We start from the raw sequence: 22742 nt of genomic DNA, 5'->3' as shown, positions 1-22742 counted from the left end.
GTAAATCACCAAGCAAGCTCACTTATCAGAATACGTTGATACGGTCTAAACTATGCAGTACTTCAGGCACAATAGCTGCTGGCCATGTGCCTTCCCCGCCGCGACCATTAAGCAAAATAAATCGCAGACTATAGCTGTTGTGAAACCCCTCAGCTTCCATCCACAAATGCTGAGTTTCCTGTTCGCAGGTGATGCCTTCATCAGGCATCAGCTCAGTTGCCATTGCTGCCATCGTTTCTGCCAGTTGCCGAGCAAGACGACGAAAATCTTCAAATTCTGATTGGGTGAGCTCTAGCGCCCAATATTCACCACCGACTAAGGCTTTGAACTTATCACGCTGATCGTCCCAGCCCAATCGCCACCCAGCACCCTCTTTGAGCATTGCCATCATTGGGCAAAACGCTGCTCCAAGCTCCGTACCAGATCATGGCGCTGCTGACGACTCAAGTCCTTCATAGTTTGCTTATCGGTGTAAGCGACCGTAGAAGATTGCTGCGCTCGATTACCGTAAGCGGCATCGAGATAATCAGCCATGGACAGTTCCCAATCAAGGTGATAATGGGCAGGTCGTGCTTGAGTATTGAGATGATAGTCGATAAACCGGCTTAATAGGGTAGTGTTTGCCTCTGGGGCTCTAGGAATGTCTGGATATTGAATATAGAGCTGATCTGCGATCGCAATATCAGAAAATGTCTGAGTAGCCATTAAGGGCTCACCCATTTGTAGAATGCTGCCAGCCAAAACCATTAGGGTGGTCAAGGTGGCTAAAAACCAAAACTTAAGCTGCTTACCCATGCCGCTGAGCGTTAACGCGATTAGTAATTAAAAATACCTGTAGTTGTATATACCAAGCGAAACTGGTCTATCGGTGCATTAGCAGATCAGTTTCGCCTATTTTAAGGTGTTTATTCGCCAATAATCTCAGGCTGAGTCAGCTCATCGGACATTTCGACAATGGCACGCAGTACAGGCTTCATGCGGGACTCATCGATGTTGTCAAATTCTTCAAAACGACGACGCTGCGCCCGATTTGCCACCTGAACAGTGATGCGATAGCGATTGGATGCCGCACTGATCAAGTCCTCCGTGCGACGCATCATTTGGGTGGTATCAATGGACAGACGCTTCATCAAGTAATCCTCTATGGATGGGTCATACAACCCGTCCATCCTAGCGCAGCTTTCCTCTAATCAGGACATTGAGGTTGCTCTTTATACTCCCGTTCTTTTTCATAAACTTTTACAATGATTAATATGTGAATATTCTTTGGCCAGTTCTAAATCGAATGCTGTATTTGCATTTTGTATTTGTCAGTGCCTAATTCATTTTGCTGACCTACAGTTCTGATCAGAACTTTTCCAATCAATAGAACCCTAATCATTACCCTGTTGTTTGCTCAGAGCTATGCCAGATACATTGACAAAACTTGCTTATCAAACTTTTCAACAAGGTAAACAGGCTTTTGGCTATACCCACAAGACTCTAATGGGTCGACTCCGCGAAGTGGTGTCTCCAGTTAATCCAGGCAGCAAGTCTGAAATGCCAGCGTCCACTCTTGCTATTTTGAAACAACGACTGGACGAGTTGACTGAAACTGACTGGCAAGATGCGGTCGCTGGGGTGTATCCCAAAAGTTTGCTCTTTGATAATCCCTGGGATGACTTTTTGAAGTATTACCCGGTAGTGGTACTGGATACTCCAAGTGTGTGGGACCGTTCAAAAAATAAGCAATATCAGGATTTTGATACTGATATCAGCACTGAGGGCTATCCTGACTACTATTTGCAAAACTTTCACCATCAAACGGATGGCTATCTGGGGGAAATGTCGGCCCATCTCTACGACCTGCAGGTAGAGCTTTTGTTTAATGGCTCGGCGGATCCCATGCGTCGTCGCATTCTGGCTCCTCTCAAACGTCATATTGATAATTTGCCGGGGATGCCAAAAGTGCTGGATGTGGCTTGTGGTACTGGACGTACCCTCAAGATGATTCGAGATGCTCTGCCCCAGACGTCCCTACATGGTGTTGATTTATCTCCTACCTATTTGCGCAAAGCCAATGAGCTGCTTAGCAAAGAGCCAGGTACTCTGCCTCAACTTATTCGAACGAATGCTGAAGCTTTACCTTACTTAGACGGTTACTTTGAGGCTACGGTCAGTGTCTTTTTATTCCATGAGTTGCCTGCAGACGTGCGTCAAGCGGTGATCAATGAGTGCTATCGAGTGACCAAATCTGGCGGTGTGTTTATCATTTGCGACTCCATTCAAAAGCTAGATACCCCTGAGTTTGAACCGATGATGGAAAATTTTCCTAACGTTTTCCATGAGCCCTACTATCGTCACTACAGCACCGATGATATGACTGCACGTCTGGAGTCTGCGGGCTTTAGTCATGTGGACGTGTCGAACCACTTTATGAGTAAGTATTGGGTAGCGAAGAAGGTATTGATCGATTACTAGCGCCAACGGTTAACCCACCCCGGAGCCCCTCCCAGACGGCTACGGGGTACACACAAGTACTGAAAACTAGCTTTCGCGGTTGCCTAATCCCCTCTAACTCCCTCTAAGCCCTTTGGGCAGGCTTCGCCAACGTCAGGGGAGAACTGGCTCTTCCCCCTCATGAAGGAGGATTGAGGGGGGAATGCAGGGTTTTGCGCTCTCTTCCAAGATGTGTGTACACGGTAGCCTTTCGGGAGGGAGGCCGTAGGCGGGGTGGGTTAACCGATATGTCTCCCAACCCATAAGAAAAGGGTGATGGTCACAACCATCACCCTTTTTTACTTATGCATTAACGCTTTCAGCTAAACCGAAGTGCTACTGAAACTTAAGCAGTAACAGCAACCTTAGCGTCAAGCTCACCAGCTTCATACTTAGCAGCAAAGATATCAACGCCAACCTGCTTAATCTTGGTAGCGTTGCCAGCAGTACCAAACGCTTGGTAGCGGTCAGAACAAACTTGCTTCATGTAAGTAATGGAAGGCTTGAGGAAGTGGCGAGGATCAAAGTTGGAAGGATCCTTCATTGCCGCTTCGCGGATAGCCGCAGTGATCGCCAAACGGTTATCAGTGTCGATGTTCACTTTGCGAACACCGCTCTTGATACCCTTCTGGATTTCTTCAACGGGTACACCGTAAGTCTCAGGAATCTGACCGCCATGGGCGTTGATCATGTCCAACCACTCCTGGGGAACGGAGGAAGATCCGTGCATTACCAGGTGAGTGTTGGGCAGACGCTTATGGATTTCTGCAATCCGGCTGATAGCTAGGATTTCACCAGTGGGCTTACGGGTAAACTTGTAAGCGCCGTGGCTAGTTCCGATAGCAACAGCAAGGGCATCAACCTGAGTTTGCTCAACGAACTGTACAGCTTCGTCGGGGTCAGTCAGCAGCTGGTCCTTGCTGAGAGTACCTTCAAAACCGTGGCCGTCTTCAGCTTCACCTTGACCCGTTTCTAGAGAGCCTAGGCAGCCTAGCTCACCTTCAACACTGGCACCGATGGAGTGAGCAACTTTAACCACCTCAGCGGTAACGTTAACGTTGTACTCAAAGCTAGCGGGAGTCTTGGCGTCAGCTTCAAGGGAGCCGTCCATCATGACGCTAGTAAAGCCATTGCGGATTGCAGAGTAGCAAGTCGCAGGGCTATTTCCATGGTCCTGGTGCATGACAACAGGAATGTGAGGATAGGTCTCGATAGCCGCCAGAACCAAGTGACGCAAGAAGTTTTCACCAGCGTACTTACGGGCACCGCGGGAAGCCTGCAAAATTACAGGACTGTTAGTCTCATCAGCAGCCTGCATAATTGCCAGGATCTGCTCCATATTGTTTACGTTGTAAGCGGGAATGCCGTAGCCGTTTTCAGCGGCATGGTCCAGCAGCAGCCGCATAGGTACAAGCGCCATATAATCCTCCTAGTACTTTTTGCCGTTTTGGCAGCTTCGATTAAAGGGTCGAATAGGTATCCCTACTCATTAATCTTAGGTCACAACCCCGAACTTATGACGAGTTGTTTCTGAAACCTGAGTATTTCCTTAAGGATAACAGCATTTATGATATGGCTTTGTCGAATAGATAACTTTGCTCATCCTTTTGTCAAGGAAAAGAAAAAATTAACCGTAGGGACGTTCCATGGAGCGTCCCTACAGGGATGAAAAATAATTAATATGGGTCGCCTGGGATTCGAACCCAGGACCAATCGGTTAAAAGCCGAGTGCTCTACCGCTGAGCTAGCAACCCGTGTTGAGTTAAAGAATATCCCTCAAGCACAGTTATTGAATATAACAGATGGTTCCCCCATTTGGGTGGATATTTATTTTTTCTGGGTTTTGATTTTGGATTGGGTCGATATTAATCGGCTACTCGATCAATGTAACGCCCATCGATTAAGAATGAGCCGCGTTCAAACTTTACGGCCCAATAGCCACCAAGCTTTTGTTCGAGGACGGTCCCTTCTTCGCCCAGGGTGACTAGATCGGGAGGTCGCAGCATGGGCATAGGGTCAGCAGTTTTGAGGTAAGGGGGCTGCGTGGTGACGGTGACGAGATCTCCCACTGTAAATAGCTTATCGGCCATGAAAAAAGTTTTTTCTTTGGTGTTTGTTTCCTGAGTTTGGGGGACTTGGTGAGTCAGCGTCAACTGCGGCGTGTAAAACTCATCAAGATAGATACTTAACTGCATGATGGTGGCTGGGCAATCTGAGACAACGCTGCGGCAACGGGTACGGGCTGAATTGGAAGAGGCTGCAACAGGGTTGGGGCTGGGGGTGAATATTGCGATCGCAGCTTTTATCCTGATTTCAGCAGGCTTATTTGTTGCGGAAACCTATCCTCTGTCTCCAGTCGTAAACACCGCCCTCACGCTTCTAGATTGGCTGATTCTAGTCATATTTGTGTTGGAGTATGGCATTCGGCTGTGGGCGGCTGAGCGACCACTAAGTTACGCCATCAGTCCCTATGCCATTGTGGATTTGGTGGCGATTTTGCCAGTGCTGGCGGGGGTGTTCGATACGCGATCGCTCCGACTGATCCGCTGGTTACGCATTCTCAAGCTAGCCCGATTTTTAGAAGAAGATCGCTGGCTAGGGCGTGAGGGGCTGATAATTGCCCGCATTATTTTCACCCTATTTTCGATCGTCTTTATCTACTCGGGGGCGATCTATCAAGTTGAACATCCCATTGACCCTAAGGTATTTGGGACCTTTCTTGATGCTATGTACTTTGCCGTGGTCACCATGACCACCGTCGGCTATGGCGATGTCACCCCGGTATCCGAAGCCGGACGCACCTTGACCGTCATGATGATTTTGACTGGTATTGCCCTTATCCCTAGTCAGGTGGGCAGTTTGATTCAAAATATTAACCGGATACAAATGGTGAATGCCATTCACTGTGAGAGCTGTGGCCTCTCCAGCCATGAGGCGGATGCAGTGTATTGTCGCCGTTGTGGCACTAGACTGCCCAATGGCAAGGCTTCGTAGGGTTTTTGTCCCTTGTTCTTTGGTGCAGACGCTAGACCAGTGACTGAAAAGCCTTTTCTACCAAGCGTTTTGCCTTTTGATCCAGGGTAATCCAGTTGACCTCGCCGATTTCTAAATCTAGCAACTGGGTATCGATTGTGATTGGTTCATCGATAGTGTCTGTCGCATTACACAACCGATAGCAAAGTTGCCAAACATCGATTTCCTGCTGCTGTTCCTCTTTGGTGAGGCATAGGGTATATAGATGCTCGGGAGACGGTAGCTGAGAAAGGGCTGCTTGAATTTGGTCATACTCCTCTGGAGTAGCCGTTTCGAGCATATCTTGAAGGGCCAGATATTGTTGTTTTTGTTCAGCTGTAGCCTCTGCAGGCCAGCGCATATCATCACGATAGGAGCCCTTCCAGTCAGAGGCCTCTAGTTGCTTACGAATATTATCGATGATGCGAATTAGGGCAGGCTGCATCAGCGCCTGGGCATAGCGCTGATCTTGAGCGGTGGCAAACTGGGGCATAGTGACCAGTAAGTTACAGGGATTTAACCAGTTTAGGTGACTAGGGGTAGAGAAGGGGCCTGAAGATGTCTATCCCGAGAGGGTTACACCGAAGGGGCCTTATGTTTTAGCCAAAGCTGCAAAATATTGTTGATCCAACTAATTTCTGATGGAGTTAAGCCCAGATCTAAGGCAGGAAGCACATATTCCAATTTGCCCATGACGGTGCGGTTATTGCGTAGGTGAAACGTTATGGTTGACCCTCCAGGTTGGAGATCAATATCTTCGATATCCTGTTTATAGGTGTTGATCTGATAATCTACGGGACGGCAAGGAACTCGGTAGCCCAGTAGAATAATGTCTGGCAATAGCTGAATACTGACCTGCTGGAAAAGTGTGGTGAGTGTGCGCTTAAATCCTTGGTATCCAAAACGTAGGCTCAGGTGAGTCCATCCCCAACTAACCACGATAGCCAAGAGATGTTGCCAAAATCCGATTAGCTGAGGCCAAAAGTATCGAAAGCTCTGGAAAATTAGCCATGTTCCCACTACCCCCGTCATTGTTTGGAGAAATGCTAAACAGAACGGTTTGGTTTTCCAGCCTTGGGGCGGCAAGACGACCTCTAAGGTTTGGCTATATTCAAAAATCTTTAGCTGCGTGTCTGCGGGAGCCATCGTTTCTAGGAACGCTCGTTGAAAGCGTTGGCTGAGGTTACCTAGGGAAAGATGGTTGTGAGATGGCACAAAGATTTTATCGGCTTGTGCTAATCCTTGGATAGCAGCCTGAGCTGATAGCGGTCGCTTATGTTGCTTGGGCTGAGTCAGCCAACGTAACCAGGCCTTGAGAGATCGACTCATATGCCCCAATTCTTGCCCAAATAATATGCGTAATCCCCGTTGAGGCAATTGATTAGGATGTTGTCCCGTCGCTAGATGTACTAGGGTGGCCCCAAGACTATAAAGATCAGTCGCAGGGACTGCTCTATCCCCCAACTGTTCCGGGGGACGATATCCAGGGGTGCCAGAAATTAAAATAGGTTCCTCTCCGATTCCCTCCGTGGTGCCAGCCCGCTGTACTAGGCCAAAATCTACCAGGTATACTTTTCCTGGAGTGGTATTAGAGGTTTGACTGAGGACCAAGCTGCTGGGTTTGATGTCGCGGTGAATGATAGTGGGCCGTTGGTTATGCAGATAGTCAAGAATGTCCAGGATCTGACGTGCTAAATCCCGTATCTCTGGCTCAGCCAGGGTTTTCTGCTCATTGATCACCGCATAGAGTGATTGCCCGTCGATATAGGCTTGCACCAACATGAGACCAACGTATCCATGTTCGTTGATTTCAAAGCTGTCTAGGTAGGTGGGAATGGCTGGATGGTCCAGGATTTTGAGGACTGTTATCTCTTCATGGAAGCGTTTTGTGTCGGACGGCTGCAGTGGATCATCAAAGCATAGATATTTGATCACAACCTGACAGTTGCGGCTGTGGTCGTAGCCTAGTAAGGTTCTCCGTCCAAGTCGTGCCCCTAACGTTTGTTGGATGCTGTAACGATTGTGTAATCGGGGCTGTTGTAAAGTGCTGGTGGAAACCATGGAACTGTTGCTATGTCGCCTGTCATCCATCAGCATGCCCGATTGAATAGTAGAGGTAGCGGGTTTAGAATGACACCCAGTGCTTAGAGGGATTGACAGGGAGTTGCGATATGGTTAAGCCCAGGGTTTTTATTGATGGGGAAGCGGGTACAACTGGGTTGCAGATCTATTCACGGCTAGCTCAGTGCGAGGGGGTTACTGTCGTGAGTATTGATCCCGCCAAGCGTAAAGATGTGGCGGAACGCGCTCGCCTGATTGATACTGTGGACGTGGCTATTCTCTGTCTTCCCGATGCGGCTGCCCGTGAAGTGGTCGATCTAGTCTCCAGTCCCACCGTGAAAATTTTGGATGCGAGCACGGCCCATCGTACCCACCCCAATTGGACCTATGGATTTCCAGAACTAGCCCCAGGGCAGCGGGATGCTATTGCCAAAGCCTATCGAGTCAGTAATCCGGGGTGCTATCCCACGGGCTTCTTGGCTGCGATCAAACCACTGGTGGCCTCTGGGATAATTCCTGCTAGTTTTCCGGTGACCATCAATGCGATTTCTGGGTATTCCGGTGGTGGCCGTAAGTTGATGGAGGCCTATGCCGGGTATCAGGATGAGTCTGAACCTGATTATCCCTATGGGGTGTATGGTCTTACCTTTGGCCACAAGCATGTGCAGGAGATGCATCAGTATTCAGGGTTAGCCCATGCACCGTTGTTTTTACCGGCAGTTGGGGCTTTTGAGCAAGGTATGTTAGTGCAGGTGCCCTTACCCTTGTGGACTTTGGATCATCCACCGACAGGGCAGCAGGTGTGGGAGGTACTGGCTGACTATTATGGTTCGGAGCCGTTTATTCAGGTGAATGGGTTAGGTGATGCTGAAGCGCTGCGCGATCGCAAATTTCTAGATACCAAGACTGCCAACGGTACCAATCAAGTACAGTTGTTTGTCTTTGCTAATGACGATACCCATGAAGTCCTGGTTGCGGCTCGGTTAGATAATTTAGGTAAAGGAGCCTCAGGAGCCGCTGTCCAAAATATGAACATTATGTTGGGTTTGCCGGAACATATGGGGTTGGGCTAGGTCGTTTTCTTTGGGCAGGGCGAGAAAATACAAAAGAGGAGTCGCTAGTTACTAGCCACTCCTCGCTTAGAGACTTAATTCCCACTGTGGAAGACACGGACTCTTACGAAACCGCAAGAAAACTAGGAGAGGATTTTCTCTCCCAATCCCTGATATCAGCTTACGTGGTATATCAAAATGACCTGGGATATGATGCTCAAAAATGTTGTTTAAAAAACAACTGCTTGTAACATTTTGGCATCAACCATGCAGGCTGTTTTTGATATACCTACAGTACCGAGTAGTATTTTTTCTCTCGATGTAAGCTGTTGCCACTATGGCTGAGCCAGAGGGCATTTGGGTAGTACCCACTTGGGTACTCTTGGTTTCAGCTAACTGTCCGGAATTATGAATAACGATAGAGTATGGATCAGAAGGGGTATCAATTTTAGCCAGGAAATCCTGACTGCGTGGGGAGTCAGGCTAGAAGCCTGCAGGAAATTGGATGTCACTGATCCCTGGCATCATTGTCATCGCTCAGGATCGGATTTATGGCTGGATTAATCGCGCGATTTACACCTCAAATCAGCAACGGCAGAAATCACGTTTATTATGGATTTATCCTTACCAAGTGCTGCTCAATTCAAATGCCTACCGTATTCCCATAGTTGGGTTGCACTTCATCCCCGGCCCAAGGGCGTGATTCAATTTGTCGGCACAACGCTACTGGGGACATTTCCGACAATGACCTATCGTCATTTTCTAAAAAGTCTCTTTGAAGCTGGCTATACGGTTGTGTCCTTTCCGTTTCGCTTTACGCTTGATCACTGGTCTGTTGCCCTTGATCTTTTAGAGGAACACTATGCTGTACGCGGTGCGATGATCGAGGCCGCTGTCGCCAAAGGCTATGATCCAGGCGTTTATCTGGATGTGACTAACTATACCTGGATAGGACATGGCCTCGGTTGTAAGTACGTGACTCTGTTGGAAGTGTTGAGCTCGCCAATGGAAGTATTGGAAAAGCATTTCCAGATATTGGGGCAAGATTTAGCTACGCAGAATCGTCAGATCCGGCAGTTGCAAACTGGGTTAGCTGCTCTTCAAAATAACTTACGATCTTTAGAGCAACGGATTCTGCAGCTGACGGGGCAGACGGTTGACTATGGGCAGCCTTCCATCATGGATGAGGCTTCTTTATTGTTAGCTCCTGTGGTGACTGATTTAAACGGTGCTATTCCGGTCAAGTTTTTAGAACGGTTCTTTGGCAGGCGGATCACGATTTATCCGACTGTTGAGCAAACCCATCAGTTGATTGAGCACAGTCAGTTATTTCATCTGACGGGGTTACTTCAGTTTGCCCGCGATCGCATTGCAGCCGATACCTGCCAACAGCTCATGCAGGAGCAGCCCCATATTCGGCGACGGTTATTGAAGGGCAATCATTCAGAGGTGGTTGGACTGCAGCTTGGACAATGTGTCGTAGATATGAATCCACTGGATAAGTTTATTCAGCCCCTGACGCATCGTGATCTAGAGTCCAAGTCCTTAACCTTTCTCCAGCGTCTGCGACATCAGCCTGCGTCGGTTTCGCGTCAGTCCAACTGTAGGGCGAGCGACCGACGCTCCATCGCCGCTTAAGCACAGTTCTGCCGCACTGTCATAATTCCATCTCTTAAGCTATCCTTCAGAGTACCTGTTAACCAGCGCTAGCCTATATAATTAACCGTTTAGGTGAGCTTAATTTGGTAAGTCAGATGGATAGCTGGATAGATGATGAAATTGAATTTGAAGAGCTGCAATCTCGGCTCTTCAATACCTATCAGCAGCAGTCACCCTTACGCAAAAGTATTGTTCAACTCCTTTCAGTTTTTTACGGCCCTACGACTATTGCCAATACTGTCGCTGCTCTCAACTACATTGGCATCACGACTAAAACCGGTAAAAAAATCACCTCTGGTAATCTCAAGCCGCAGATTGTTAGCCTGATTGAGGACAAGTTACTGATCTATGGCGCAGGGCATCTGCCCCAGTGTGATCCCCTGATCGTGGAAATGGTGACTCGGGATGCCGTTAAGCTCGACACGTATGAGCTAATGCGTCAGGCGGTGACGAGCATATTTCATCCCCGTCGTAACCATGTTGGACGCGTAAATCGCATCCGCCATATTTGTCGCTCCAATGATGAACTTTATCGAGAAGCACGTCTAGCTCTTTATGATCGCGATTATGACGCGCTACCACAGCTGTTTCTCGATTACAGCAATTACAACTATTATGCTTCACCCGTTGCCCTAGAAGATTTTCTCCTAGATGTAGTCAACAATCCATTTGATGCAGAGTGGCTCAGTACGCTGTCTGTAGAGCACTATGGCATCGTGTTGAAAATGCTTCTCGTGGAAGCAACATCAATGTTAGAACCTGCCGATCAGCTATTGCAGCTTGTGGAGAACCATGCTGAAAGTGCAGGTGAGTTTAACGTTTTGTTGGTAGAGCAATACCTTTTACGCAATCGTTTTGCTGATGCTGAAATAATACTAGATAAAATTGTTGACGAACAATCCCAAGTTTATGGGACAGCGTTACGAGGGACTCTGGCACTGTTGCTGGGAGAAACTAAACTCTCGCTTGATTACTATGCGACTGCTACCAAGCTGGCCCGCAAACAGGTAAATAAAAAAGCTGTTATTGGTGGTATCGCTGGCTTGTTTTATATGTTGGCCCTCCTCAAATCTGGAGAGCCTAAGCACCTCAAGCAAGCAATTACCCTGAGCACTCCCCTGATGCAAAGTTCGGGTTACTTGAGTAATGCCTACAGATTGTTGCATGAAATCACAGTTCTACATCAGGGTCAGCTCTCTGTTCGCCAGCGATTATTGGAAATGATCGAATGTTATAGAGATGATCCAAATGACAGTTTTGGCATGTTTTTTAGTATGCTCTGTCTCTACTGGCTAGATCTAGATGAGGCCAGAGCTACATTGCCACGTCCTTTGGCATTTTTTGCAGAGCAGGCCAATGACGCTGGGTTACATTGGTTGGCGACCGAAGCCGCTGAGATGTTGCATCGTTTAGTGCCTGACAGTGACTATGGGGAATGGCTTCATCAGCGACAGAGTGTTTCGATTGTCGATACCCTGCAACCCCATAGTACTTGGGAACTTAGCCTAAAAGCTTTGACCAATGTTGCTGGGGCAACTGCCAAGCACAGCGTAAAAAGCGAACGGCGACTTGCATGGTTTTTGACCCTGTATACCAAACACTGGCTATTACAGCCAAAGGAACAAAAGCTAAGTGCCAAGGGGACCTGGACCAAAGGACGGGTGATTGCTCTCAGTCGGCTGGCCAAAAATCCTGCGGAGTTTGACTATCTCACACCGCAGGATCTCCAAGCTTGTAACCACATCAAATATGATTATTATTCTGGTACCCAATATAGCCTCAATCGTGATGCTGTCAAGGCTCTAGCGGGCCATCCGCTTGTGTTTTGGGAAGAGTCTCCTACGGTCCGTGTGGAGATTGTTGCGGCTACACCAGAGCTTGTCGTGGAGCAGGGGGGGGATGGCTCCCTAACGCTGCATATGGAGCCCGCTATTAGCCCCGGAGAGGGCATTACCCTGGTTAAAGAAACTCCAACCCGAATCAAGGTGTTGGAGGTGACATCTGAACATCAGAAAATTGCTGAGATCTTAGGTAAACGTAATCAGCTGACTGTGCCTGCCGCCGGTCAGGATCAGGTGCTGGCGGCGATTCAGTCGGTATCCAGCTTAGTCACCATTCATTCTGATATCGGTGGTGATATGGATGATGTGGACGCGATCGAAGCCGATGCTAAACCCCATATTCACCTCATGCCTGCGGGGGATGGCTTAAAGCTATCGATGTTGACCCGGCCTTTTCCCAATTCGGGTACTTATTATCCGCCTGGTACTGGTCGTAAGACAGTGATTGCTGAGATTGATGGTAAGCGCTCCCAAGCGACTCGGGATTTAGCGATGGAAAAACGACTGGCGCAGGATGTGCAGCAGGCATGCCCGGCTCTGCAATCGGGAGAGGAGGCTGGCGGAGAGTGGATTTTAGATGAACCTGAAACCTGTCTAGAGCTATTGTTGCAGCTTGAAGCTGTTGAAGAAAATATTATCTTGGAATGGCCCGAGGGAGAGAAACTCAAGATTCGAAATAAGGCTGGCATTGATGGCTGGCGGCTCCATATCAAGCAAGAACAGGATTGGTTTGAGGTGAGTGGGGAGCTAGAGCTAGATGATGGCAATGTGATGGATATGCAGGCTCTGCTATCACTATTAGATCAAACATCCAGTCGATTTGTCCCCATTGGTGACGGTCAGTTTTTAGCTCTGACTCAGGCTTTTCGCAATCGCTTGGATGAGTTTCGGGCCTATTCAGAACGTCATGGCAAAGGCGCTCGCTTTCATCCTCTGGCGGCTTTAGCTTTAGAGGAAACCCTGGATGAGGTGGGGCAGCTCAAAGCGGATAAAAACTGGAAGTCTCACATTAAAAAGCTCAAAGAATCCAAAACCGTTGTTCCAGAAGTTCCCTCAACGCTTCAGGCGGAGTTGCGTGATTATCAGCAAGAGGGTTTTCAATGGTTAGCGCAACTGGCTCACTGGGGTGTGGGCGCTTGCTTAGCTGATGATATGGGGTTGGGGAAAACCTTGCAGGCCCTCGCCGTGATCTTGCTGCGCGCTCCGGATGGGCCGACGCTGGTGATCGCTCCCACTAGCGTTGGTGCCAATTGGGTGAGTGAAGCGCAGCGGTTTGCCCCGACGCTAAATGTGATGCAGTTTGGCAGTGGCGACCGCCAAGCTGTTGTTGATCAGCTGAGTGGCTTTGATTTATTGGTGTGTAGCTATGGTCTGTTACAACAGCCAGACGTGGCAGACTTGTTGGCAGAGGTCGATTGGCAAACCATTGTTTTAGATGAGGCCCAGGCGATTAAAAATAGCGCTACCAAACGCTCCCAAGCCGCCATGAAGCTCAAAAGTGGGTTTAAGGTTATTACCACGGGAACGCCTATTGAAAATCATTTAGGAGAATTGTGGAATTTATTTCGGTTTATTAATCCGGGGCTTTTGGGCTCTTTGGATAAGTTTAATCAGCGGTTTGCTACGCCCATTGAGCGCTATCAAGATAAGCAGGCGCGACTGCAGTTGAAGAAGCTGATTCAGCCCTTTATGCTGCGGCGGACTAAGACCCAGGTGTTAGATGAGTTGCCCTCACGCACCGAGATTACCCTGCATGTGGAGCTGAGTGGGGAGGAGAAGGCTTTGTATGAGGCCCTGCGACGGGATGCGATCGCAAAACTCACCAATACTAATGCCAAAGCCGGAGCCAAACATCTACAAGTCCTGGCTGAAATCACCCGTCTTCGACGCATGTGTTGTAATCCACAATTAGTTATGCCAGAAATGGCCACCACAAGTGCTAAGCTACAGCTTTTTGGCGAAGTCCTAGAAGAATTACTCAGTAATCGCCATAAAGCATTGGTATTTAGCCAGTTTGTCGATCACTTGACTATTTTGCGGCAGTACTTAGATGACCAAAAAATCACCTATCAATATCTAGACGGCAGTACTCCAGCCAAACAACGTAAAAAGCGAGTCGATGCATTTCAGTCCGGTGAAGGCAATGTATTCTTAATTAGCCTTAAAGCAGGGGGTACTGGCCTAAACCTGACAGCAGCAGACTATGTTATTCATATGGATCCATGGTGGAATCCAGCCGTAGAAGATCAGGCCTCAGATCGGGCCCACCGTATTGGTCAAACGCGTCCGGTAACAATCTATCGTCTAGTGACTAGAGGTACGATCGAAGAGAAAATTGTGGAACTACATAACAAGAAACGAGATCTTGCCGATAGTCTTTTAGAAGGCTCGGATATTAGTGGCAAGCTTTCCACCGATGCCTTACTTAAGCTCATGAGTGAGGTATAAATGAGCGAGTTTGGGGTGATGTTTTTCTGAATTCACGATTAAGCAGGTTATCTTGAGGAACGCCTGGTGATTTGAAATGTGGTCAGCCAAACGTACGTTTGTTTTTGTAACAAAAATATCGATCAATTCCTTTGAGAAAAAAGGATTCAACCCGATCAGGTTCTTGTCTCGCCAGTAAGCTTTTATACCCTTGTCCATAAAAAATGGTGTACCCTTACCAGTAGATGCGAACTCTTTAAGACACTTATCAATTAAGTCAACGTCATGCCTGATCTAAAGATCAATAGTTTGAATTGATAAGCCTGTCAGCAATATTAATAATGATGATTCAACCAGGGTTCTCAAAATAATGCACTTGGGATCATAGCTTAATCAACTAAAGGTAATAGTTTGAGGGAGTAATTCCCCCTTGATTTAGGACATTAAAAGAGTCTAGGGGCTTATCTTCTTTTAGAAATAAGCCCATGGTTTCTTTCTAATATTTTGCTTGACATATTTGATTAAAATATTTGGTGCATATGGATGCCGTAAATAATGAGTCCTCTATCGAAGCGACTAATAGTTCGGTTCATCGAGTTGAATTTGAGCAAGCTCCTCTGATCGTAAAACCCAAGACTGCCATCAATCAGGTTTTAGATTGGATGTCTCAGGGAAAGGCTAGCCAACCCGAAGGAAAATCTACTGAAACGCCTCGTGCAACCAGCTATTGCCTGGTGATGTCAGAGGGACAATTACTCGGTATTTTTACGGAACGAGATGTTGTTAAGAATATTGCTCAGGGGATAGATTTAGGTACGTTTACTATTGCCGATGTGATGACCCCTCATCCCATCACGATTTCTGTTGCGGAGTTAAATCATCCATTTGGCGTGGCCTCTCTTCTCAGGCGACACCGTGTTCGACATTTACCTGTGCTAGATGACCAGGAGCAGCTCCTTGGTGTAGTTACCCATACCAGCTTGCGCCAGTCACTGCAGGCATCTGATCTATTGCGTCTCAGACGGGTGAATGAAGTGATGTCTAACACTGTTGTGACGGCTTCTCCTGAGACGTGTCTGTTGCAGATCACACAGCTAATGGCAGCCCATCGAGTGAGTTGTGTTGTCATTCTTGAGACCAGCGATCCAGACAATCCTCAAAAGCCAATTGGCATTATTACCGAGCGTGACATTGTGAAACTGCAGGCCCAAAACCTGGATTTAGCTGATCTGGTTGCTGGCGCTGTAATGAGTGCTCCCCTGGAATGTGTTGCGCCCCAAGATACCCTGTGGATGATTCAGCAAACAATGCAAACCATAGGTGTGCGTCGTTTAGTTGTTGCTGATAAGGATGTTCTATGTGGTCTGGTGACACAAACAAGTCTCTTGTCGGCCCTGGATCCGGCAGAAATGTACAACACCATTCAAGCCCTACGAGAGGAGGTGCATCGGTTACGAGATCAGCGTCTGGAGTTACTGGAATCAGAAGCCTCCCTGTTGGAGCAGCAAGTGAAAACGAGTGAAACTCGGTTTCGGGCTATTTTTGATCATACATTTCAGTTTATTGGACTTTTAGAGGTAGATGGCACTCTGATCGAAGCCAACCAGACAAGTTTGAAGTTTGGTGGATTAAGGCGTGAAGATGTGGTTGGTCGACCCTTTTGGCAAGCCTCCTGGTGGGGCTTATCTTCGACTACTCAAAGCCAGCTACAATCGAGCATTGAGCGGGCGGCCCAGGGAGAATTCATTCGCTATGAAGTGGATGTTTTGGGGGCTGACGATCAAATCATTACTATTGACTTTTCCCTGCGGCCAGTGGTCAATGATGCGGGTGAGGTGATCTTGATTATTCCGGAAGGGCGCGATATTAGCGATCGCAGACGCATAGAAATCGAACTAGAAGCAAGTCAAAATCACTTCGCTAGTCTAGCCGCCACTTCCCCTGTAGGCATTTTTCGTACCGATCAACAGGGTGATTGTGTCTATGTGAATGAACGTTGGTGCGACATTGCGGGTATCGGGTTGGAGGAGGCCTTAGGGCCAGGATGGTCTGCAGCGATTCATCCAGACGATCAAGATCGAGTATTCCAGGAATGGTATCAAGCGGCTCAAACTGACCAACCCTTTCAATCCGAGTATCGCTTTCAAACACCTGATGGCATAGTGACCTGGGTGTTTGGTCAAGCGGTTGCTGAGTATGACAGCCATGGTTCTCTGATCGGCCATGTTGGTACCATTACCGATATCACGGAGCGCAAATGCCTGGAGGAAGCACTAGAGGCCGAAAAAGAAATGGCCCAAGTCACTCTGGATTCCATCGGGGACGCTGTGATTACGACGGATGCTCATGGCAATGTCCATTATCTCAATCCAGTTGCTGAAGTCATGACTGGATGGACTACCCAAACTGTCCGTGGGCGTCCCCTTGCTGAGGTCTTTAAAATCATTAACGAAACAACCCGAGAACCTGCCATTAACCCTGTGGATAAGGTTTTGTCGGGTACGAGTCTTAATGATGAGCAGTTTCTTGAGTTTGTTAGAGCCCAGTTTGAGAGATTTAGAGTGCCTCCTAACCGTATCTGTTTTGAAATTACGGAAACAGCGGCAATTGCTGATTTTGAATGTGCAACGTCCTTTATTCGAGCACTTAACCGTTTGGGATGTCGCTTTGCGTTAGATGATTTTGGTAGTGGGATGTCTTCCTTTGCTTATCTAAAAGCCTTGCCGGTTGATTTTCTAAAAATTGATGGTGATTTTACTCAAACGATTCTATCTGACTCGACGACTCAGGCCATTATTGAGTCTATTCATCGGGTTGGACATGTTATGGGGCTACAAACCATTGCTGAATCCGTAGAAAATGAAGCAATTTTGGCCAAAATACAAACCATTGGGATCGACTTTGTCCAAGGCTATGGAATCAGTCGTCCTTCTTTTTGGTGCTAGCAGTGTCGTGTCAGCAAAACATATCTTAAAAAATCGATAAAGCTACGTGAGGACGATGTGTAGGCAACATCGAGCAAGCTGTGACAGCCCTGGAAGCTCCACACTTAAATGTCTGTAACCGTTGTCATGCAGGTGGTTTTTAATAGCTCACAGGCAAATCAAAGCGCGGACAGCTGATGAACTGATATAGTTTCTAACCGAATGGGCAACCTTTGCCGGATAACTGCATATAGTTCGTATTGTCAATGTCTTGATGCATTAAAACATTGGTGCACTCAATTGGCTTTAGTTTATAAGGCTTGCTCATATCCAAGTTGAAATCTGTAGATTCCTCTACGGTAAAACTTCAGTTCTGGACGTGGACTAGGTTGAAACAATCACTGAGGCTGTATCCAATTGGGTCAACGAATAGGTATCGATAGACAACCATAGACAGAGATCCCATAGCCCCTTAGTCTGTTGTCTATTCGTAACCATTAGATAGTTCCCCTCCTACGCGCTATTCCCTGGGATATGAAATCACTTCTTCGTCAACTCACTACATTGTCGGCTGTTGCGGTTACGTCCGGTGCAGCTATGCTGCTGCCATCCGTTGCTGCAGCTGCTCAGTTTGGTCAGCAACCCATTGCTAATGATCGGGTTGTTGCTGTGGCAGAGCCTGTCAGCAATGGCCGATTTTATAAACTGTTGATTATTGAGCAAATCAGCTCAGTCAGGCGATGTTGGCAGGAGCAGGGGGGAAGTCCAACGACAATCAATCCGCTGCTACTGACGTTTGACTTTACCGGGATCTGCGGACGGAGTTCCGATAGCAATGGTTACTCTGTCCGTATTGCTGGAGAGGATCTGGGCTCGCGCTATCGTCTACAGGTGGAAAAACGAGGCGATGTATTGGTTCTAGTGGCCTCGCCGAGTCCGCTGCAGCGAGGATTGCCAAAATTAGAATTAGGCCGATCCAGTGGGATTACTAACGACTTTGTCAAAATTGAACTGGATGCTGGTTGGACGATGGCCCGGCGAGTGTACAACGGTCAGACCCTAGGGCATATCTATCTGTCTAATAGTCAATCTTTGGATGCTGTGATCGCCTCATCCGGTGCCAGTCCAAGTACGCCGACACCGACACCGAGGCCCACACCCACGCCATCATTACCCACACCCCCTAGCAGTGGTCGCCCTTTACCCCGTCCAGGCAGTCCTGCACCAGGGAACAATTCTAATGTTGATTACCAGGTGATTGTGCCAGGTAGCTCTAACATTTTGCGATCGCGGGTTAATTCTGTTGAACCCGGTGCATTTCGTACTACAGTCAATGGCCAAGCTGTGATCCAAGCTGGTCGATTTCGGGAGCAGTCTCGAGCCAATGAGCTCCGCCAACGATTGACCCAGGCAGGTCTTTCGGCTCAAATTGTTGAAACAGCTCGAGTTAATACCCCAACTAGACCTACCCCCACTACCCCATCGGGTGATGTTGCCTACCAGGTGATTGTGCCAGGTAGTTCTAGTATTTTGCGATCGCGGGTTAATGCCGTCGAATCCGGTGCATTTCGTACGACCGTTAATGGTCAATCCGTGATTCAAGCTGGGCGTTTTCGTGAACAATCACGAGCCAATAATCTACAGCGTCGATTGCAAGGTGCGGGGCTGGATGCTCGAATTGTACAAACAACGGGGACTGTTGCTAGCCCATCACCGAGTCCATCACCCACTACGCCTGCCCGTCGTGGAGAAGTGCTAATTTTGCTTGATCCTGGTCATGGTGGTCGTGATCCTGGTGCTGTGGGCAATGGCCTGCAGGAAAAAGAGATTAACTTATTTATCTCTCGTCGTGTTCAGCGCACCTTAGAGCAGCGCGGTTATCGTGTCGCCATGACGCGCAATAGTGATTTTGAACTAGACTTGCAACCTCGGGTGGATATTGCAGAGCGGGCAAATGCCACCGTATTTGTCAGTATTCATTCCAATGCCATTAGCCTCAGCCGTCCTGAGGTGAATGGTTTAGAAACTTACTACTATTCCTCGGGGCGCAGCTTAGCGCGGTCGATTCATAGCAGTGTTTTGCGGAGTACTGATTTGCGCGATCGCGGCGTACGCCAAGCTCGTTTTTATGTGCTGCGTAATACCTCCATGCCTGCGGTTTTGGTAGAAACCGGGTTTATCACTGGGCGTGAGGATGCCGCTCGTTTTCGTAGCAATGCTGCCCGTGAAAAGATTGCCGATGCTATTGCTCAAGGGATTATTGATTACTTACGTTGAGCAGGCTGTGCTTTAGAACGATGGGCATTGCCCACCCTACAGCCTAATTTTCTAGAATGTGGGGTCGTGGTTAGGATCTACACATTCGCGATCAATCCAGGCAGCTCCATTCTTTTCACAGTTGCTCTGATTTTTACGAAATGGCAAAACTGTGGGATGAAAGCTTTCTTCATCTGTTTGAAAAGCTGTGTTGGCGTGAGCTGCTTGGTAGCCATAGCGAAATTGCATAAGTCCAGCGACGCAGCCCGTTCCCACCATACTGACCATCATGCAGAGCACTGGTACGAGTATGCTGTGGTGACTCCTTTGGAGCGTACTCCTTTGAGAGCGTCCTGCGGTTAGAGATAGATAAAAAGGACCCAGGGTAACTTTTAAATTAGGTTGTTTCTGCCGCTTTTCTGCCAGGGCATTTTGTAACGCTTTGACCTGCTCTGTTGTAAAACTGTGGCGATGTTCTGGTGGAATCCGTTTGAGAATTTTGACGGCTAAATCACAGGGAACTGTTGAGGAAAAATTAGGGTTTCGTTGGGATCGGTGCATAAGGTTATGCTCGCAAAAGACCGATGGTTCGGATCAGTAACTGATGTACCATATGTGCATATTTATACCTAACCTACCTACGTAGTCCCATCGCTGGAACCACTGAAGTCCCCATAAGGTTTATGTAAGCCTTATTCCACCGTTAGCTGTACGGGTTGTGATCCATAGCGTAGATCGTGTTGGCGCGCGAGCCAGGCTTGTTGGGCCAGGCGCAGTTGGCCTACTAGAGGTAAGATTTTTTGGGCGATGGCCAATTTCCAAGGAGAGGAACGAATAATTTTAAGGCCACTGGCTTCTTGCAGCTGTAGGGTTTGCGATCGCACCACCTCTGGTAGTCGTTTTTGTTGAATTAATGCGCAGGCTTCATTAATGGCTGATGGAGTCTTTCGTAAGGCGGGCACTAGATGATTGGTCGCGATAATGGCATCCCGCAGGGCTAGATTAATCCCTTGTGCCCTCACAGGTGACATGGGATGGGCCGCATCTCCTATGAGCAACATGCCTGGCACCCACCACTGAGTACATCTGCCTACTACCACGTTTAACCGTACGGGCTTAGTGACCGATGCTCGTTGGGATAATACATGCTCAGCCAACCAATCAGGTGCAGATCTAGCTGCAACCCTTAGCCAGTCCGCATCCCCTAACTGCCCCAATCCCCCCTTAGGCAAGATCAACCCATATTGCAGCTGACCATCCCATGAGGTGTAACAACTTGCTGGATGTTGCTGGGCCTTGGCCATTAGGTAAAACTGACAAGTATTTTGCAACTGTGCTGGAGCTGGGAGCTTAAACCACAGAACATCATATTGGTCTGGCTGTAAATCGATGGTTAAGCCTGCCTTCCGTCGCACTAAAGACCCACGACCATCACAGCCGATGACTAAATCTGCACGGAGCTCTGAGAGGCTATTGTTTGTTTTGACTTTGACACCAACAACTCGGTGATTTTCCCAAATTAAATCTTGTACTTGGCAGTCAGCTTTAAACTCAAAGCAATCAGATTGAGCGGCTTCATCAACCATCTTGCGCAGTAATGCCGGTTGGGAAACAATTCTGAGAGATTGCTCACCCAAGTCTGGTTCCGGGATAACAAAGACTTCCTTGCCTCCCAGATGAATATTCCAAGACTCTAGCCTGCGGTGGGGAATTGTTTTCTCCAGGGGGACTAATCCCATTTGCTCAAGGGCATCCATACCCGCAGGCATTAACCCCTCGCCCCGAAATACCCGTTCGAAGGTGGTTTCCTGTTCCAGTAAGGTGACACGAATACCAGCACGGGTCAGTAGTCGTGCTAGGCTTGCCCCGGCTGGTCCAGCTCCAACAATAATGACGCCCATATTCGGCATATTCGGAGTTGCTACACGATAGCGGGTGAACCCGAGGCTGTGGGTTCACCCGAAGATGCAGCGTGTTGTTGTGTAGTACTAGTCTTTTGAGAGCTTGGGTTAGCTCTAACCGCGCGGAACATACCAAAGTGACATAGACCAGCCCCAAAAGCCAACCGCATCAGTAGGATGGTTGGTACTTCCCGTAAGGATTTGAGCAAACCAGAGAAACCAAAACGGATCAATCCTTTGGGGCGAACCACACCCTGCCAAATTGAGTCGAGCCATGATGGTAGGGTTTCCCGAGTCCAGTCTGCTGTGACCACATCACCCTGGACCCATCCAGTGGCTTCTAGGTTTTCGGCAAATCCCTCGATACTGGCAAAAGCAGGATGAGACCACTGGTCCAATAACTGTCGCATCACTGGCTTTTCCCAGAAGTTTAAGGGGACCTGGCGATCATCCCGCTGATTCCAATCTGCCAGAACTAAGATCCCCCCTGGCTTGAGCACACGCATGAGTTCCTGGGCGAATACAGCTTTATTGGGCATATGCGGCCCTGCTTCGACCGACCACACCACATCAAAGCTGGCATCTGGAAACGATAGAGCCATGGCATCATCCACCTTAAACTTGGCAGTGACGCCCGCTGGTGTTAGCTGTTGCGCTCGATTGACTTGCTGGGGACTGATGGTCACACCAGTCACGTCAAAGTGATAATCCCTGGCTAAGATCCGACTGCTGCCACCAATGCCACAGCCGACATCAAGCAGTGTCGTGCCAGGGGCTAAGCTTTCTAACCCACCCCACTTCACCATCTCATGGACAAAGTCTACCTTCGCCTTGAGGAATTCCTTAGAACGAGGAGGTGAGCCATAGTGCCCAAGGTGAATGTGCTCACCCCAGTAAAACTCTAGGATGCCATCTTCGGTCCACTGATCATAAGAATTTGCTACTGAATCCGAGGACTGGTAGCGACGGGCCGTCAATAAATAAGTGACAACTCCAAGCACTGACAATGCCAACAGCAGCTTGAGCACAAACAGTAAATTCATTCGAGAAAGTGGATAGGTAGGTCTATGTAAGATAGCCAGTTTGATGTCGCTAGGAGGTCGGTCATCAAACTTAAAAGCGATACATTCC

General features: G+C 48.2%; 17 protein-coding genes and 1 tRNA gene. 7 read left to right on the top strand and 11 right to left on the bottom strand.

The window, feature by feature from the left end:
• Positions 1-25: 25 nt before the first annotated feature.
• The 3 genes from IXB50_RS08235 to IXB50_RS08225 form a co-directional block, all read right to left on the bottom strand.
• Entirely contained in the window at positions 26-391 is a 366-nt protein-coding gene (locus IXB50_RS08235) for a DUF1818 family protein (protein WP_215608473.1), read from the bottom strand.
• A complete protein-coding gene (locus IXB50_RS08230; RefSeq protein WP_215608472.1) occupies positions 388-795 on the bottom strand; it encodes a hypothetical protein in 408 nt (135 codons plus the stop codon). Before IXB50_RS08230 ends, IXB50_RS08235 begins: the two co-directional genes overlap by 4 nt.
• Before the next feature lie 110 nt (positions 796-905).
• The gene (locus IXB50_RS08225) at positions 906-1130 is read right to left on the bottom strand and encodes a DNA-directed RNA polymerase subunit omega (RefSeq protein ID WP_323367970.1); all 225 of its coding nucleotides are present in this window, start codon (positions 1128-1130) and stop codon (positions 906-908) included.
• A gap of 274 nt (positions 1131-1404) precedes the next feature.
• Here IXB50_RS08225 and IXB50_RS08220 point away from each other — a divergent pair, with 274 nt between their 5' ends.
• Entirely contained in the window at positions 1405-2460 is a 1056-nt protein-coding gene (locus IXB50_RS08220) for a class I SAM-dependent methyltransferase (protein WP_215608471.1), read from the top strand.
• Positions 2461-2824: 364 nt separating this feature from the next.
• On the opposite strand, the gene fba is transcribed toward IXB50_RS08220, so the two are convergent.
• The 3 genes from fba to sipA form a co-directional block, all read right to left on the bottom strand.
• Entirely contained in the window at positions 2825-3898 is a 1074-nt protein-coding gene (gene fba / locus IXB50_RS08215; protein ID WP_215608470.1) for a class II fructose-bisphosphate aldolase, read from the bottom strand.
• Positions 3899-4160: 262 nt separating this feature from the next.
• Positions 4161-4232 (bottom strand) — tRNA-Lys (locus IXB50_RS08210).
• A 111-nt stretch (positions 4233-4343) separates the two neighbouring features.
• A complete protein-coding gene (gene sipA / locus IXB50_RS08205) occupies positions 4344-4673 on the bottom strand; it encodes a regulatory protein SipA (RefSeq protein ID WP_246564253.1) in 330 nt (109 codons plus the stop codon).
• Between sipA and IXB50_RS08200 the strand changes: the two genes are divergently transcribed.
• Positions 4672-5472, top strand: coding sequence for an ion transporter (locus tag IXB50_RS08200; protein WP_246564251.1), 801 nt, complete (start codon positions 4672-4674; stop codon positions 5470-5472). The two genes, sipA and IXB50_RS08200, sit on opposite strands and share 2 nt — an antisense overlap.
• Before the next feature lie 31 nt (positions 5473-5503).
• Here IXB50_RS08200 and IXB50_RS08195 read toward each other — a convergent pair whose 3' ends face one another.
• Together IXB50_RS08195 and IXB50_RS08190 are read right to left on the bottom strand one after the other, a co-directional pair.
• On the bottom strand, positions 5504-5983 hold the full coding sequence (locus IXB50_RS08195; protein WP_215608469.1) for a hypothetical protein: 480 nt from the start codon (positions 5981-5983) through the stop codon (positions 5504-5506).
• A gap of 83 nt (positions 5984-6066) precedes the next feature.
• A complete protein-coding gene (locus IXB50_RS08190) occupies positions 6067-7551 on the bottom strand; it encodes a serine/threonine protein kinase (RefSeq protein WP_215608468.1) in 1485 nt (494 codons plus the stop codon).
• A 110-nt stretch (positions 7552-7661) separates the two neighbouring features.
• Here IXB50_RS08190 and argC point away from each other — a divergent pair, with 110 nt between their 5' ends.
• The 5 genes from argC (at position 7662) to IXB50_RS08165 (ending at position 19731) form a co-directional block, all read left to right on the top strand.
• Entirely contained in the window at positions 7662-8624 is a 963-nt protein-coding gene (gene argC, locus IXB50_RS08185) for an N-acetyl-gamma-glutamyl-phosphate reductase (RefSeq protein ID WP_215608467.1), read from the top strand.
• 591 nt (positions 8625-9215) lie between these two features.
• The gene (locus IXB50_RS08180; protein ID WP_215608466.1) at positions 9216-10241 is read left to right on the top strand and encodes a DUF1350 family protein; all 1026 of its coding nucleotides are present in this window, start codon (positions 9216-9218) and stop codon (positions 10239-10241) included.
• A gap of 116 nt (positions 10242-10357) precedes the next feature.
• Positions 10358-14551 (top strand): DEAD/DEAH box helicase, encoded by a 4194-nt coding sequence (locus IXB50_RS08175; protein ID WP_215608465.1) that lies wholly within the window; start codon positions 10358-10360, stop codon positions 14549-14551.
• A gap of 518 nt (positions 14552-15069) precedes the next feature.
• Positions 15070-17475 (top strand): EAL domain-containing protein, encoded by a 2406-nt coding sequence (locus IXB50_RS08170; protein ID WP_215608464.1) that lies wholly within the window; start codon positions 15070-15072, stop codon positions 17473-17475.
• Positions 17476-17988: 513 nt separating this feature from the next.
• Positions 17989-19731, top strand: coding sequence for a DUF3747 domain-containing protein (locus IXB50_RS08165; RefSeq protein WP_215608463.1), 1743 nt, complete (start codon positions 17989-17991; stop codon positions 19729-19731).
• Positions 19732-19782: 51 nt separating this feature from the next.
• Here the strand turns inward: IXB50_RS08165 and IXB50_RS08160 are convergent, their stop codons facing one another.
• From IXB50_RS08160 to IXB50_RS08150, 3 genes are all read right to left on the bottom strand, one after another.
• A complete protein-coding gene (locus IXB50_RS08160; protein WP_215608462.1) occupies positions 19783-20271 on the bottom strand; it encodes a hypothetical protein in 489 nt (162 codons plus the stop codon).
• Positions 20272-20402: 131 nt separating this feature from the next.
• The gene (locus IXB50_RS08155) at positions 20403-21620 is read right to left on the bottom strand and encodes an FAD-dependent monooxygenase (protein ID WP_215608461.1); all 1218 of its coding nucleotides are present in this window, start codon (positions 21618-21620) and stop codon (positions 20403-20405) included.
• Between the two features lie 11 nt (positions 21621-21631).
• Complete coding sequence (locus IXB50_RS08150; protein WP_246564249.1) at positions 21632-22654, bottom strand: methyltransferase domain-containing protein; 1023 nt, start codon at positions 22652-22654, stop codon at positions 21632-21634.
• Positions 22655-22742: the final 88 nt, after the last annotated feature.

It is taken from the genome of Leptothoe spongobia TAU-MAC 1115 (assembly GCF_018739885.1).
In the GTDB taxonomy this organism is placed as follows: Bacteria; Cyanobacteriota; Cyanobacteriia; order Phormidesmidales; family Phormidesmidaceae; genus Leptothoe; species Leptothoe spongobia.
This window is presented reverse-complemented; position numbering and strand designations above follow the sequence as displayed.